Annotated in this window: 12 protein-coding genes; 5 read left to right on the top strand and 7 right to left on the bottom strand. The window is 67.5% G+C overall.

Annotated elements, in window-relative coordinates; all coding sequences use genetic code 11:
• Window positions 1–77: 77 nt before the first annotated feature.
• The 3 genes from rsmB to def are packed head-to-tail and all read right to left on the bottom strand — an operon-like array spanning window position 78 to window position 2,890.
• Window positions 78–1,388, bottom strand: a complete 1,311-nt coding sequence (gene rsmB / locus IB255_RS13800) for a 16S rRNA (cytosine(967)-C(5))-methyltransferase RsmB (protein ID WP_081518959.1) — start codon at window positions 1,386–1,388, stop codon at window positions 78–80.
• Window positions 1,385–2,329, bottom strand: coding sequence for a methionyl-tRNA formyltransferase (gene fmt / locus IB255_RS13795; RefSeq protein WP_081518958.1), 945 nt, complete (start codon window positions 2,327–2,329; stop codon window positions 1,385–1,387). Before fmt ends, rsmB begins: the two co-directional genes overlap by 4 nt.
• Window positions 2,330–2,383: 54 nt before the next feature.
• On the bottom strand, window positions 2,384–2,890 hold the full coding sequence (gene def, locus IB255_RS13790) for a peptide deformylase (protein WP_045213670.1): 507 nt from the start codon (window positions 2,888–2,890) through the stop codon (window positions 2,384–2,386).
• Between the two features lie 137 nt (window positions 2,891–3,027).
• Here def and IB255_RS13785 point away from each other — a divergent pair, with 137 nt between their 5' ends.
• From IB255_RS13785 to IB255_RS13775, 3 genes are all read left to right on the top strand, one after another.
• Window positions 3,028–4,053 carry a LysM peptidoglycan-binding domain-containing protein gene (locus tag IB255_RS13785; RefSeq protein WP_081518957.1) on the top strand — a complete coding sequence of 342 codons (1,026 nt, stop codon included), beginning with the start codon at window positions 3,028–3,030 and terminating at the stop codon, window positions 4,051–4,053.
• A 131-nt stretch (window positions 4,054–4,184) separates the two neighbouring features.
• On the top strand, window positions 4,185–5,273 hold the full coding sequence (dprA, locus tag IB255_RS13780) for a DNA-processing protein DprA (protein WP_192210490.1): 1,089 nt from the start codon (window positions 4,185–4,187) through the stop codon (window positions 5,271–5,273).
• 41 nt (window positions 5,274–5,314) lie between these two features.
• The gene (locus tag IB255_RS13775; protein ID WP_081518955.1) at window positions 5,315–5,872 is read left to right on the top strand and encodes an L-threonylcarbamoyladenylate synthase; all 558 of its coding nucleotides are present in this window, start codon (window positions 5,315–5,317) and stop codon (window positions 5,870–5,872) included.
• 37 nt (window positions 5,873–5,909) lie between these two features.
• Here IB255_RS13775 and IB255_RS13770 read toward each other — a convergent pair whose 3' ends face one another.
• Window positions 5,910–6,887 (bottom strand): NADPH:quinone reductase, encoded by a 978-nt coding sequence (locus tag IB255_RS13770; RefSeq protein WP_081518954.1) that lies wholly within the window; start codon window positions 6,885–6,887, stop codon window positions 5,910–5,912.
• Window positions 6,888–7,069: 182 nt separating this feature from the next.
• Between IB255_RS13770 and hemF the strand changes: the two genes are divergently transcribed.
• Window positions 7,070–7,984: an oxygen-dependent coproporphyrinogen oxidase gene (gene hemF, locus IB255_RS13765; protein WP_081518953.1), complete on the top strand. Its 915-nt coding sequence runs from the start codon at window positions 7,070–7,072 to the stop codon at window positions 7,982–7,984.
• Between the two features lie 116 nt (window positions 7,985–8,100).
• Complete coding sequence (gene aroE, locus IB255_RS13760) at window positions 8,101–8,922, top strand: shikimate dehydrogenase (protein WP_081518952.1); 822 nt, start codon at window positions 8,101–8,103, stop codon at window positions 8,920–8,922.
• Window positions 8,923–9,026: 104 nt separating this feature from the next.
• Here the strand turns inward: aroE and IB255_RS13755 are convergent, their stop codons facing one another.
• From IB255_RS13755 to betC, 3 genes are read right to left on the bottom strand one after another with little or no spacing between them, the layout of a single operon-like run.
• The gene (locus IB255_RS13755) at window positions 9,027–10,586 is read right to left on the bottom strand and encodes a SulP family inorganic anion transporter (RefSeq protein WP_081518951.1); all 1,560 of its coding nucleotides are present in this window, start codon (window positions 10,584–10,586) and stop codon (window positions 9,027–9,029) included.
• 7 nt (window positions 10,587–10,593) lie between these two features.
• Window positions 10,594–11,532, bottom strand: coding sequence for a choline ABC transporter substrate-binding protein (locus tag IB255_RS13750; protein ID WP_081518950.1), 939 nt, complete (start codon window positions 11,530–11,532; stop codon window positions 10,594–10,596).
• 30 nt (window positions 11,533–11,562) lie between these two features.
• Window positions 11,563–13,080 carry a choline-sulfatase gene (gene betC / locus IB255_RS13745; RefSeq protein ID WP_081518949.1) on the bottom strand — a complete coding sequence of 506 codons (1,518 nt, stop codon included), beginning with the start codon at window positions 13,078–13,080 and terminating at the stop codon, window positions 11,563–11,565.
• Window positions 13,081–13,085 lie beyond the last annotated feature (5 nt).

Here is a 13,085-nt window from a genome sequence, read left to right as displayed (position 1 = left end):
CGGAGTTTACGAATGTAAATGAGCATTCGAAACCGTGCTCTGACGACGTATCGTCGACGCGCAGCAGCCCGTGTTGCTTAGCGCGCCGAGATCTTGATGAGCTTGGCATAATAGAAGCCGTCATGCCCGCCGTCCTGCGGCAGCAGCTGGCGGCCATGGGGTTGCTTGACGCCCCACCGTCCGGGCAGGTCCAGCTCGCGGGCACCGGGGGTGCGACCGAGGAACGCAGAGATCTGCTCGCTGTTCTCCTGCGGCATCACCGAGCAGGTCGCATAGACCAGCACGCCGCCGACTTCGAGGGTCGCCCACAGCGCGTCGAGCAGTTCGCCTTGCAGCTGTGCCAGCGCCTCGATGTCCTCGGCGGTGCGGGTCAGCTTGATGTCCGGGTGCCGGCGGATCACACCGGTGGCGGAGCACGGTGCGTCCAGCAGGATGCGCTGGAACGCCTTGCCGTCCCACCACTTGGCTGTATCGCGGGCGTCGGCGGCGAACAGTTCGGCCGAAAGCTGCAGGCGGGCAAGGTTCTCCCGTACGCGCACCAGGCGGCTTTCTTCCAGGTCCACGGCCACCACGCCAGCCAGCGCCGGCTCGGCTTCCATCAGGTGGCAGGTCTTGCCGCCGGGGGCGCAGCAGGCGTCCAGCACGCGCTGGTTCGGCGCTAGCTCCAGCAGGTCGGCAGCCAGTTGCGCGGCCTCGTCCTGCACGCTGACGCGGCCTTCGGCGAAGCCGGGCAGCTCGCGCACGTCGCACGGCTGCACAAGATTGATGCCGTCGCGGCTGAACGCGCAGGCGGTCGCTTCGAAGCCGACGCGGTTCAGCTCTTCCAGATAGTCATCGCGACTGCCATGGCGGCGGTTCACCCGCAGGGTCATTGGCGGGTGCGCGTTGTTGGCGGCGCAGATCGCTTCGAACTGTTCCGGCCAGGACTTCTTCAGGGCCTTCTGCAGCCAGCGCGGGTGCGCCAGGCGCGCGGCCGGGTCCTTGTCGACCTCGGCCAGCAGGCTTTCGCTCTCGCGCTGGGCGCGGCGCAGCACGGCGTTGAGCAGGCCCTTGGCCCAGGGCTTCTTCAGCTTGTCCGCGCAGCCGACGGTCTCGCCGATCGCCGCGTGCGGGGGAATACGGGTGTAGAGCAGCTGGTACAGACCGACCAGCAGCAGGGCCTCGACGTCACGGTCGCCGGCCTTGAACGGCTTCTGCAGCAGGCGTGCAGCGAGGGTGGACAGGCGCGGCTGCCAGCGGGCGCTGCCGAAGGCCAGCTCCTGCACCAGGCCACGGTCGCGCGGCTCGACGTTTTCCAGCTGGGTCGGCAGCGAGCTGCCCAGCGAGGCGCGGCCGGCGAGCACGGCGGCCAGCGCGCGGGCGGCTGCCAGACGGGGATTGGTACTCATGCGCCCAGCACCTGTCCTGGCGCGAACTGCTCGCGACGGCTGTTGAACAGGTCGGCGAAGGCCAGCGGCTTGCCGCCGGGCAGTTGCAGGCGGGTCAGCAGCAGCGCGCCTTCACCGCAGGCGACCAGCAGACCTTCGCGGCTGGCGTCGAGGATCTTGCCGGGCTCGCCCTTGCCTTCTGCCGGCTTGGCGCCGAGCACTTTCAGCGCGGCTTCGCCGAGTGTGGTGTGGCAGACCGGCCAGGGCGTGAAGGCGCGGATGCGGCGCTCCAGCTCGTCGGCCGGGCGCGACCAGTCGATGCGCGCCTCTTCCTTGTTCAGCTTGTGCGCGTAGGTGGCCAGGGCGTCGTCCTGCACCTCGCCCTTGAGCGTGCCGGCGGCGAGGCCGGCGATGGCCTCGACCACGGCCTTCGGGCCGAGCTCGGCGAGACGGTCATGCAGGCTGCCGCCGGTGTCATCGGCGGAAATCGGCGTGCTGACCTTGAGCAGCATCGGCCCGGTGTCCAGGCCCGCTTCCATCTGCATTACGGTCACGCCGCTCTGGGCGTCGCCGGCTTCCACCGCGCGCTGGATAGGCGCGGCGCCGCGCCAGCGGGGCAGCAGGGAGGCGTGGCTGTTGATGCAGCCCAGGCGCGGGATATCCAGCACCAGCTGCGGCAGGATCAGCCCGTAGGCCACCACCACCATCAGGTCCGGCTTGAGCGCGGCCAGCTCCGCCTGGGCAGCGGGGTCGCGCAGGGTCGGCGGCTGCAACACCGGCAGGCCGTTCTCCAGGGCAAGCTGCTTGACCGGGCTGGGCATCAGCTTCTGGCCGCGGCCCGCCGGGCGATCCGGCTGGGTGTAGACGGCGACGATCTCATGGGGAGTATCGAGCAGGGCCTTGAGGTGTTCGGCGGCGAATTCCGGGGTGCCGGCGAAGACGATGCGCAGTGCTTGGCTCATTGGGGGCTCACAAAAAACAAAAGGCTTGCCGGGGCAAGCCTTTGGGGGATGGGGTCACGCCTGTTGCCGGTGCTGCTTTTCCAGCTTCTTGCGGATGCGGTCGCGCTTGAGGTTGGACAGGTAGTCGACGAACAGCTTGCCGTTGAGGTGATCGCACTCGTGCTGGATGCACACGGCGAGCAGGCCTTCGGCCTCTTCCTCGAACGGATTGCCATCGCGGTCCTGGGCCTTGATCCGCACTTTCTGCGGACGGTCTACATTTTCGTAGAAGCCGGGCACCGACAGGCAGCCTTCCTGGTACTGGTCCATTTCCTCGGTGAGGAATTCGAACTCGGGGTTGATGTAGACCCGGGGTTCGGACTTGTCCTCGGACAGGTCCATCACCACGACGCGCTTGTGCACGTTGATCTGCGTGGCGGCCAGGCCAATACCCGGCGCCTCGTACATGGTCTCGAACATGTCGTCGATCAGCGTTCGCAGGGCGTCATCGAAGACCGTGACGGGCTTGGCGATGGTCCGCAGGCGCGGATCGGGGAATTCGAGAATGTTCAGAATGGCCATATACGTTTGTGATGCACTTGTGGAATAAAGTCAAAATCGGCTGCTAATATGCTGAGCAGCATCGAAAAACGCTGGAAAGCGCGGTAGGGGCGGCTTCCAGGCGTTTCATGTGTACACATAATAAAGGGATTCACCGCATGAGGAAAACACTACTCGCCCTGCTGCTGCTCGCCGCAGGCGGGGTGGCGCAGGCTGCCGTGCAGCTCAAGGAAGGCCATCCGGATCGCTATACCGTAGTGAAGGGCGACACCCTCTGGGACATCTCCGGCAAGTTCCTCAGCAAGCCGTGGAAGTGGCCGGAAATCTGGCAGGTGAATCCGCAGATTCAGAACCCGCACCTGATCTATCCGGGTGACGTGCTGAGCCTCACTTACATCGACGGCCAGCCACGCCTGATGCTCAACCGCGGCGAATCGCGCGGGACCATCAAGCTGTCGCCGCGGGTACGCAGCACCCCGATCGCCGAGGCGATCCCGACTATCCCGCTGGACAAGATCAACGCCTTCCTGCTGTCCAACCGCATCGTCGACAGCTCTGACGAATTCGCCAACGCCCCCTATGTGGTTGCGGGTGACGCCGAAAGCGTGATCAGCGGCGCCGGCGACCGCGCGTACGCTCGCGGCAACTCGCTGTCCGAAGAGGGCAGCTACGGCATCTTCCGCCAGGCCAAGGTCTACACTGACCCGGAAACCAACGAAGTCCTGGGCGTCGACGCCATGGACGTCGGCAGCGCCAACGTCACGGCGAAGGAAAGCGATATCGCTACCCTGAACCTGACCCGTACCACCCAGGAAGTCCGTTCGGGCGACCGCCTGTTCCCCACCGAGGAGCGCGCGATCACGTCTACCTTCATGCCCAGCGAGCCAAGCACCCCGATCAAGGGCACCATCATCGATGTGCCGCGCGGGGTGACGCAGATCGGCAAGTACGACGTGGTGACCATCGACAAGGGCGCCCGCGATGGTCTGGCCGAAGGCAACGTTCTGGCGATCTACAAGCTCGGCGAAACCGTGCGCGACCGCGTCACCGAAGACATGGTGAAGATCCCGGACGAGCGCTCGGGCCTGGTGATGATCTTCCGCACCTACAACCGCCTGAGCTACGGCCTGGTGCTGACCGCCACCCGTTCGCTCGAGGTCAACGACCGCGTTCAGAATCCATGATGCGCGCATGACCTGTAGAAAACCCCGCTCCGGCGGGGTTTTTTGTGGGCGCGATCCGGAAGGGTCCGACAGCGGGGGCTACGGCTGGCGCGGCATAGTCCGGGCTTCTGCCCCACGCCCAGGACTGCGCCATGCCCCAAGACCCGACTCTTTCCCCGTCCGAACTCGAAGCACGGCTTCGCCTGCACGGCCTGCCTGAGTTGGGCCCCCGGCGCTTTCGCCGCCTGCTGAGGGCCTTCGGCTCGGCTTCCGCCGCGATGAGTGCGCCCGCGGCTGCCTGGCGCTCCCTGGGGTTGCCCGCCGTCTGCGCAGAGCCACGCCGCGATGCTTCCATCCGTGAACAGGCGGCGCAGGCGCTGCGCTGGCTGGAGGCGCCGGAGCATCATCTGGTCATGTGGGACGCCCCCGGTTACCCCGCTCTGCTCGCCGAGCTGGATGATGCACCGCCACTGTTGTTCCTGGCCGGCGATCCGGGGCTGCTGGAACGCCCGCAACTGGCGATGGTCGGCAGCCGTCGGGCCAGCAAGCCGGGCCTGGATACCGCGCGGGCTTTCGCCCGCAGCCTGGCCGGCGGTGGCTTCGTGATCACCAGCGGGCTGGCGCTGGGTATCGACGGTGCAGCCCATGAGGGGGCGCTGGAGGCCGCAGGAAAGACGGTGGCGGTGCTGGGCACGGGCCTGGAGCACCTCTACCCGCGTCGCCACCTCGGGCTGGCGAAACGCATCGTCGAGCAGGGCGGCGCGGTGATCTCCGAACTGCCGCTGGACTGCGCACCCCAGGCTTCGAACTTCCCGCGGCGCAACCGGATCATCAGTGGCCTGTCACTGGGCACCCTGGTGGTGGAAGCCGGGTCGCTGATCACGGCGCGGCTGGCTGCAGAGCAGGGCCGCGAGGTCTATGCGATTCCCGGCTCCATCCATCATCCCGGCGCGCGTGGCTGCCACGAGCTGATCCGCCAGGGAGCGATGCTGGTGGAAACGGTCGAGCACATCCTCGAAGGCTTGCAGGGGTGGACGCACGCTGCGCCGACAGTAGAGGTCGCGCCAGCCTTGCCGCCTCACCCACTGGTCGACCTGCTGCGCGCGGCACCGCAAAGCAGCGAGCAGCTGGCGTTGCGTAGCGGCCTGCAGCTGCCGCAGCTGCTGGCGGAACTCACCGAGCTGGAGCTGGACGGGCGGGTGGCCTGCGAGGCCGGCGTCTGGGTGCATCGAGCCCCCTGAGCACGTAAACTGCCGCGCATCGCAGATCCGAGGACTTCACGATGTACAGCAACTGGCGTACCCAGCGCATGGCCCAGGTCGTGCGCGACGGCGGTGTGATCGCTTACCCGACCGAAGCCGTCTGGGGCCTGGGCTGCGACCCGTGGAGCGCCGACGCCGTGTACCGCCTGCTGGCGATCAAGGCGCGCCCAGTGGAAAAGGGCATGATCGTGGTGGCCGGCGACATCCGCCAGTTCGACTTCCTCCTCGAAGACCTGCCCGAAGCCTGGCAGGACAAGCTCGCCAACAGCTGGCCCGGCCCGAATACCTGGCTGGTGCCGCACCAGGGGCGCCTGCCCGAGTGGGTAACCGGCGAGCACGAGACCGTCGCCCTGCGCGTCACCGACCACCCGCTGGTACGCGAACTGTGCCGCTTCACCGGCCCGCTGATCTCCACCTCTGCCAACCCCGCCGGCCGCCCTGCCGCGCGCAGCCGCCTGCGCGTCGAGCAGTATTTCCGTGGCGAGCTGGATGGTGTGCTCGGTGGCGCCCTGGGCGGGCGCCGTAATCCGAGCCTGATCCGCGATCTGCGTACCGGCGAGACCGTCAGGCCCTCCTGACTCTGTAAGGGCCCCGTCCTGCCTACGGATACATTCCTTACGGCAGCAGGATGGTCGACCCGGTGGTGCGCCGCGCCGCCAGCTCGGTTTGCGCCTTGGCCGCCTCGGCCAGGGCGAAGCGCTGGTTGATTTCCACTTTTACCTTGCCGCTGGTGATCATGCCGAACAGGTCGTCGGCCATGGCCTGCAGGCGCTCCGGCGTACTGGCATAGCCGAACAGCGTCGGCCGGGTGACGTAGAGCGAGCCCTTCTGCGACAGGATGCCCAGGTTCACCCCGTCCACCGGGCCGGAGGCGTTGCCGAAACTCACCACCAGGCCACGCTGGGCGGTGCAGTCCAGCGAGGTCAGCCAGGTGTCCTTGCCCACCGAGTCGTAGACCACCGGGCACTTCCTGCCGTCGGTGAGTGCGAGCACGCGCTCGACCACGTTCTCGTGGCTGTAGTCGATGGTTGCCCAGGCGCCGTGGGATTTCGCCAGCTCCGCCTTGGCGGCGGAGCTCACGGTGCCGATCAGGTGCGCGCCGACGGCCTTCGCCCACTGGCAGGCGATCAGCCCGACGCCGCCGGCCGCCGCGTGCCAGAGGATGGTCTGGCCCGGTTGCACGTTGTAGGTCTGGCGCAGCAGGTACTGCACGGTCAGGCCCTTGAGCATGACTGCGGCGGCCTGCTCGAAGGTGATCGCATCCGGCAGCTTCACCACGCTGGCCGCCGGCAGCGTGTGCTGCTCGCTGTAGGCGCCCAGCGGGCCGGTGGCGTAGCCGACGCGGTCGCCGACCTTCACGTTGGTCACCGCGCTACCCACTGCCTCCACCTCGCCGGCGCCTTCGGTGCCGACCCCGGAGGGCATGCTCGGCGCGGGGTACAGGCCGCTGCGGTAGTAGGTGTCGATGAAGTTCAGGCCGATGGCGCGGTTGCGCACCCGCACCTCGTTCGGGCCCGGCTCGGCCGGGGTGTAGTCGACGATTTCGAGGACTTCCGGGCCGCCGGTCTTGGCGAATTGAACACGCTTGGCCATGTCGCTCTCCTGAGGGCGCGAGGCTCTGCCTCGCCGGGGAAAAGACTTTCATCCAAGCCGCACGCATGACGGGCGTCAAGACCAGCTTTGCCAGCTCCGATGGTATGCTTGCCCCCGTTTTCGTACCTGAACCCCGCTCCGGCCCGTGCCACGCGTGGCTTTCCCGCTCCAAGGTGATTCTCGTGACCGACCGCATCGAGGCCGTGAAGGCCTACCTGCTCGACCTGCAAGACCGCATCTGCGCCGCACTCGAAGCCGAGGACGGCAGCGCTCGTTTCGTCGAGGACGCCTGGCAGCGCCCGGCGGGCGGTGGTGGTCGAACGCGGGTGATCGGCGACGGCGCGCTGATCGAGAAGGGCGGCGTGAACTTCTCCCACGTGTTCGGCGCCGGCTTGCCGCCGAGTGCCAGCGCGCACCGTCCGGAACTCGCCGGGCGCGGCTTCCAGGCGCTGGGCGTGTCGCTGGTGATCCACCCGACCAACCCCCACGTGCCGACCTCCCACGCCAACGTGCGCTTCTTCATCGCCGAGAAGGAAGGCGAGGAAGCGGTCTGGTGGTTCGGCGGCGGCTTCGACCTGACGCCCTACTACGCCCATGAGGAAGACTGTGTGCTCTGGCACCAGGTCGCCCGCGACGCCTGCGCGCCCTTCGGCGAGGACGTCTACCCGCGCTACAAGGAATGGTGCGACCGCTACTTCCACATCAAGCACCGCAACGAACCGCGCGGTGTCGGCGGCCTGTTCTTCGACGACCTGAACCAGTGGGACTTCGACACCAGCTTCGCCTTCCTGCGTGCCATCGGCGATGCCTATATCGACGCCTACCTGCCCATCGTGCGCAAGCGCAAGGACACCCCCTACACCGAGCAGCAGCGTGAATTCCAGGCTTTCCGCCGCGGCCGCTACGTCGAGTTCAACCTGGTCTACGACCGCGGCACCCTGTTCGGCCTGCAGTCGGGCGGGCGCACCGAGTCGATCCTCATGTCGCTGCCGCCGCAGGTGCGCTGGGGCTACGACTGGAAACCCGAGCCGGGCAGCGAAGAGGCGCGCCTGACCGAGTACTTCCTCACCGATCGGGACTGGCTGGCGCAGGCCTGAGTCGAACTCTCGCGAACCTGCAGGAGCGCCCCATGGGCTCGCTCCTACAGGGTGGGTACGCTGGTAGAAACCCGGCAATCCCGAGCCTTTCCACCATTTTTGTCCCAGGATTCTGAATGGACCGCTACTGCGTCTTCGGCAACCCCATCGGCCACAGCAAGTCGCCGCAGATCCACCGTCTGTTCGCCGAGCAGACCGGCCAGGCGCTGAGCTATGACACGCGACTGGCGCCGCTGGACGACTTCGCCGGGAACGCCCGCGAGTTCTTCGCCGAGGGCCTGGGTGGTAACGTCACCGTGCCGTTCAAGGAAGACGCCTGCCGCCTGGCCACCGAGCTGAGCGAGCGCGCGCGCCGGGCGGGTGCGGTGAATACCTTGAAGAAGCTTGAAAGCGGCGGGCTGCTGGGCGACAACACCGATGGCGCCGGGCTAACCCGCGACCTCACGGTGAACCACGGCGTCGCCCTGCGTGGTGCGCGCATCCTGGTGCTGGGTGCCGGTGGTGCGGTACGCGGCATCCTCGAACCTTTCCTCGGCCAGCAGCCGGCCTGCATCGTCATTGCCAACCGCACGGCGGCCAAGGCCGAACAGCTGGCGGAAGCCTTCAAGGACCTGGGCCCGGTGAGCGGTGGCGGCTTCGACCTGCGCGCCGAGCCCTTCGACCTGATCGTCAACGGCACCTCGGCCTCCCTGGCCGGCGAGCTGCCGCCCATCGATCCTTCGCTGATCAAGCCGGGGCATACCGTCTGCTACGACATGATGTACGGCAAGGACGTGACGGCCTTCAACCGCTGGGCCGCCGAACACGGTGCGGCGCGCTGCATCGACGGGCTGGGTATGCTGGTCGAGCAGGCGGCGGAAGCCTTCCTGCTGTGGCGCGGCGTGCGCCCGGATTCGGCGCCGGTGCTGGAGGAGTTGCGCCGTCAGCTCAGGGGCTGACGATCGCTGCACACCTGCAGGAGCGCGTCATGCGTGCGATCGCGGGCATGGCCCGCTCCTACAGGGAGTCCCAGGGTTCATTCCGCTGGGGCGGAGCCACTGCTCTATTCCTCGACCAGCAACACCCCGCCCTTCCCCATCTGTCTTTCCAGCTCCGCGCGCACCCGTGGCCGGGCGTTGCGCAGCACCAGGCTGCGGCCTTCGCTGGCCAGGCGGCGGGCTTCCTGCTGGAGCATCTGCGCACCGGCGAAGTCGATGAAGTTCACGTGGTGGGCGTCCAGTACCAGGCGTTCGCCACGGCTGTGCTGCATCAGTTTCTGCAGGTAGTCGCAGGCGCCGAAGAAGATCGAGCCTTCGATGCGCAACACGGCCTCGTCCTCCTTCTCCCACTGCTGCACGCGCGGCTGTGAGGTGCGCTTGAGGTAGAAGAACAGCGACGCCAGCACGCCGGCGTAGATGGAGTTCTGCAGCGGCAGCAGCAGGGTGGCGGCGAGGGTCAGCAGCATCACCAGGGATTCCGCTCGGCTGCCTTTCCACAGTGCGCGCAGCGCGGGGCGATCGATCAGGTTCCAGCAGATCAGCAGGATGCCGGCGGCCATCGCCGGCAGCGGGATATGGGTGATCAGGCCGGCGCCGGCCACTGCCAGCAGCGCGACCCACAGCGCCGAGAAGACCCCGGCCAGCGGCGTGCGTGCCCCGGCATCCTGGTTCAGTCCGGAACGGGTGAAGGAGCCGGCGGACAGTGTGCCGGACAGCCACGGCCCGATCAGGTTGGACAGCCCCTGCGCGCGCACTTCCTGGTTGGCGTCCAGCGCCTGGTGCGAGCGCGCCGCCAGGGCGCGGGCAATCGACAGGCTGGTGACCAGCCCGAGCATACCGCAGGCCACGGCGGCGGGGAGCAACTGGGCGATGGCGGAGAGGTCGAACGACAATGCGCTGAACGGTGGCAGCGCGCTGCGGAAGGCTGCCACCCTGGCCACCTCGGCAAAGGTCGTCGGCATCGCCCAGACCAGCGCGCCAGCGCCGAACAGGCCGACCAGCAATGCCGGCCCGCGCCGCCACAGGCGTTTGACGATCAGGCTCAGCACCAGGCTGAACAGTCCCACCAGCAGCGATGGCCCGTGGAACTGCGACAGCTTCCACCAGAGCGCGGCGGCGCTGGTCAGCGCGGTGGCCTGCCCCGCTGCACTGATGCCGAGCAGGTACGGCAACTGGCCGATCACGATCACCAGTGCGGCGCCACAGGTGAAGCCGAGCAGCACCGAGTGCGAGACGAAGTTCACCAGCACGCCGAAACGCAGCATCCCCAGCAGCCACTGGAACAGCCCGGCGAGGAAGGTCAGCAGCAGCGCGTACTGGATGAACTGCGCGCTGCCCGGCGGCGCCAGCGGGGTGATGGCGGTGAACAGCACCACCGAGATCGCCGCCGTCGGCCCGCCGACCATGTGTTTCGACGAACCCCATAGACAGGCGATCAGCACCGGCAGCATCGCCGCGTAGAGCCCGTACTCCGCCGGCAGTCCGGCGATCAGTGCGTAGGCCATGGACTGCGGCAGGGCGAGCACCGCGCCGGAGAGTCCGACTCCCAGGTCGCGGCGCAGGTCGCGCGCGCTGACCTGGGGCAGCCAGGCGAGGAACGGCAGCAGGCGGATCAGGCGCTCCATCGACGGCCTACAGCTTGGCCTTCACGGCGGCCAGCGCGTCGCCGCCGTCGCGGGTCTTCACGCCCTGCAGCCAGGTGTCGAGGCTCTGCGGGTTGGCCTTGATCCAGGCTTTCACCGCGTCGGGGTTCTTCACGTTCTTCTCCAGCACTTCGGCCATGATGGCGTTCTCCATCTTCAGGTCGAAGGACAGGTTGGCCAGCAGCTTGCCGCTGTTCGGGCATTGCTCGGTGTAGCCGTTGCGGGTCACGGTGAACACGCTGCCGGTGCTGCCGAAGTATTTCTCGCCGCCGGTGAGGTACTTCATGTCGTACTTCACGTTCATCGGGTGCGGTGTCCAGCCGAGGAACACCACCCAGCGCTCGCGCTTCACCGCGCGGCCGACCTCGGCGAGCATCGCCTGTTCGCTGGATTCCACCAGCTTCCAGTCGCCCAGGCCGAACTCATCGCCGCTGATCATTTTCTGGATCGACTGGTTGGCCGGCGCGCCGGAGCCGATGCCGTAGACCTTCCTGTTGAACTGGTCGGCGTGCTTGTCGAGGTCGTCGAAGGTCTTCACCCCGGCGTTCCACACGTAGGTCGGCACCGCCAGGGTGAATTCGGTGCCCTGCAGGTTCTTCGCCAGCTGGGTGACCTGCTGGCTGGCGATGAACTGGTCGTGGAAGCCCTGCTGCGCCGGCATCCAGTTGCCGAGGAAGGCGTCGACCTGGCCGTCGCGCAGGCCGCCGTAGGTGATGGGCACCGACAGGGTGTCGATCTTCACCTTGTAGCCCAGTCCTTCGAGGAGGAAAGCGGCGATGCCATTGGTGACGGCGATGTCGGTCCAGCCCGGGTCGGCCAGCTTCACCGTACTGCAGGCTTCATCTTCGGCCCGGGCCAGCGGGCCGCCCAGCGCCAGTGCGCTGGCCAGCAATAGTGCGGATGCTTGTCGTACGGTGCGCTTGGTCATGCTCCCTTCCCCTTCGGCGTGTTGTGGTTGTTATTTCGGTTGCGGATAGCGGGCGCGGCGCTCCAGATCGTCGAGGTCGATGTGGTTGCGCATGTACTGCTGGCTGGCGTCGACCAGGGGCTGGTGATCCCAGCTTTTCAGCGTGCCGTGGGTCAGCGCGTCGGCCACCAGCCGGCGGCGGCGCTGGCTGGCCAGTACCTGCCGGGTGATGGCGGGCACATCCCAGCGCGCGCGGGCTTCACCCAGCAGGTCGCGTACCAGGTTGGCGTGGGCCGGCGAATCCATGAGGTTCTGCAGCTCGCGCGGATCGTTGGCGACGTCGAACAGCAGGCAAGGGTCCTGCTCGGAGTAGATGAACTTGAAGTCGCCGCGGCGGATCATCATCAGCGGGCTGACGGTGCCTTCGGCGGTGTATTCGCCGATCACTTCGTCGTGGCCGCCAGTGCCTTGCAAGTGCGGTAGCAGTGAGCGGCCGTCGAGATCGACGCCGGGCTCGATCTGCCCGCCGGCCAGCTCGACGAGGGTCGGCAGCAGGTCGACGGTGGACACCGACTGGCTGACCCGATGCGCGGCGAAACGCTTGGGCGCATGCACCAGCAGCGGCACGCGGGCGGCCATCTCGAACCAGTGCATCTTGTACCAGAGGCCGCGCTCGCCAAGCATGTCGCCGTGGTCGCCGGAGAACACGATCAGGGTGTCATCGGACAAGCCGCAATCCTCCAGGGTGCGCAGCAGCGCGCCGATCTGCGCGTCGACATAGCTGCACGCGCCGAAGTAGGCGCGGCGGGCGGCGCGCACCTTCTCTTCGGGCATCTCCTGGCTCCACAGGTCGATCACCTTGAGCAGGCGCCGGGAGTGCGGGTCCTGCTCGTCCTGGGCGATCTGTACCGAGGGCAGCGGGATGTCCTCGTCGCGGTACAGGTCCCAGTACTCGCGCGGGATGGTGTAGGGGTCGTGCGGGTGGGTCATGGACACGGTGAGGCAGAACGGCTGCTCGGGGTGTTCGCGCACGTGGTCGTAGAGGTACTGGCGCGCCTTGAACACCACCTCCTCGTCGAAGTCGAGCTGGTTGGTGCGCACGCACGGGCCGGCCTGCAGTACCGAGGACATGTTGTGGTACCAGCTCGGGCGCACGTCCGGCTCGTCCCAGTTCACCGCCCAGCCGTAGTCGGCGGGGTAGATGTCGCTGGTCAGGCGTTCTTCGTAGCCGTGCAGCTGGTCCGGACCGCAGAAGTGCATCTTGCCCGACAGCGCGGTGCGGTAGCCGAGGCGGCGCAGGTAGTGCGCGTAGGTGGGGATGTCGGCGGCAAAGTCGGCGGCGTTGTCCCAGGCGCCGATCTTCGTCGGCAGTTGGCCGCTCACCAGGGTGAAGCGCGAGGGCGCGCAGAGCGGGCTGTTGCAGTAGGCCGAGTCGAAGACCACGCCTTCACCGGCGAGGCGCGAGAGGTTGGGCAGCTTGATGGGCGACTGGGCGTCGTAGAAGGGCAGGAGCGGCGCGGCCATCTGGTCGGCCATGATGAAGAGGATGTTCGGGCGCTGGCGCTTCATGGCGT

The organism is Pseudomonas sp. PDM22 (assembly GCF_014851965.1).
In the GTDB taxonomy this organism is placed as follows: domain Bacteria; phylum Pseudomonadota; class Gammaproteobacteria; order Pseudomonadales; family Pseudomonadaceae; genus Pseudomonas.
This window is presented reverse-complemented; position numbering and strand designations above follow the sequence as displayed.

Excerpts from the sequence above, each read along its gene's own strand:
- fmt (WP_081518958.1), bottom strand. The coding sequence starts at position 2,329 with ATGAGCCAAGCACTGCGCATCGTCTTCGCCGGCACCCCGGAATTCGCC.
- rsmB (WP_081518959.1), bottom strand. The coding sequence starts at position 1,388 with ATGAGTACCAATCCCCGTCTGGCAGCCGCCCGCGCGCTGGCCGCCGTG.
- dprA (WP_192210490.1), top strand. The coding sequence starts at position 4,185 with ATGCCCCAAGACCCGACTCTTTCCCCGTCCGAACTCGAAGCACGGCTT.
- betC (WP_081518949.1), bottom strand. The coding sequence starts at position 13,080 with ATGAAGCGCCAGCGCCCGAACATCCTCTTCATCATGGCCGACCAGATG.
- IB255_RS13785 (WP_081518957.1), top strand. The coding sequence starts at position 3,028 with ATGAGGAAAACACTACTCGCCCTGCTGCTGCTCGCCGCAGGCGGGGTG.
- IB255_RS13750 (WP_081518950.1), bottom strand. The coding sequence starts at position 11,532 with ATGACCAAGCGCACCGTACGACAAGCATCCGCACTATTGCTGGCCAGC.
- aroE (WP_081518952.1), top strand. The coding sequence starts at position 8,101 with ATGGACCGCTACTGCGTCTTCGGCAACCCCATCGGCCACAGCAAGTCG.
- IB255_RS13755 (WP_081518951.1), bottom strand. The coding sequence starts at position 10,586 with ATGGAGCGCCTGATCCGCCTGCTGCCGTTCCTCGCCTGGCTGCCCCAG.
- def (WP_045213670.1), bottom strand. The coding sequence starts at position 2,890 with ATGGCCATTCTGAACATTCTCGAATTCCCCGATCCGCGCCTGCGGACC.
- IB255_RS13770 (WP_081518954.1), bottom strand. The coding sequence starts at position 6,887 with ATGGCCAAGCGTGTTCAATTCGCCAAGACCGGCGGCCCGGAAGTCCTC.
- IB255_RS13775 (WP_081518955.1), top strand. The coding sequence starts at position 5,315 with ATGTACAGCAACTGGCGTACCCAGCGCATGGCCCAGGTCGTGCGCGAC.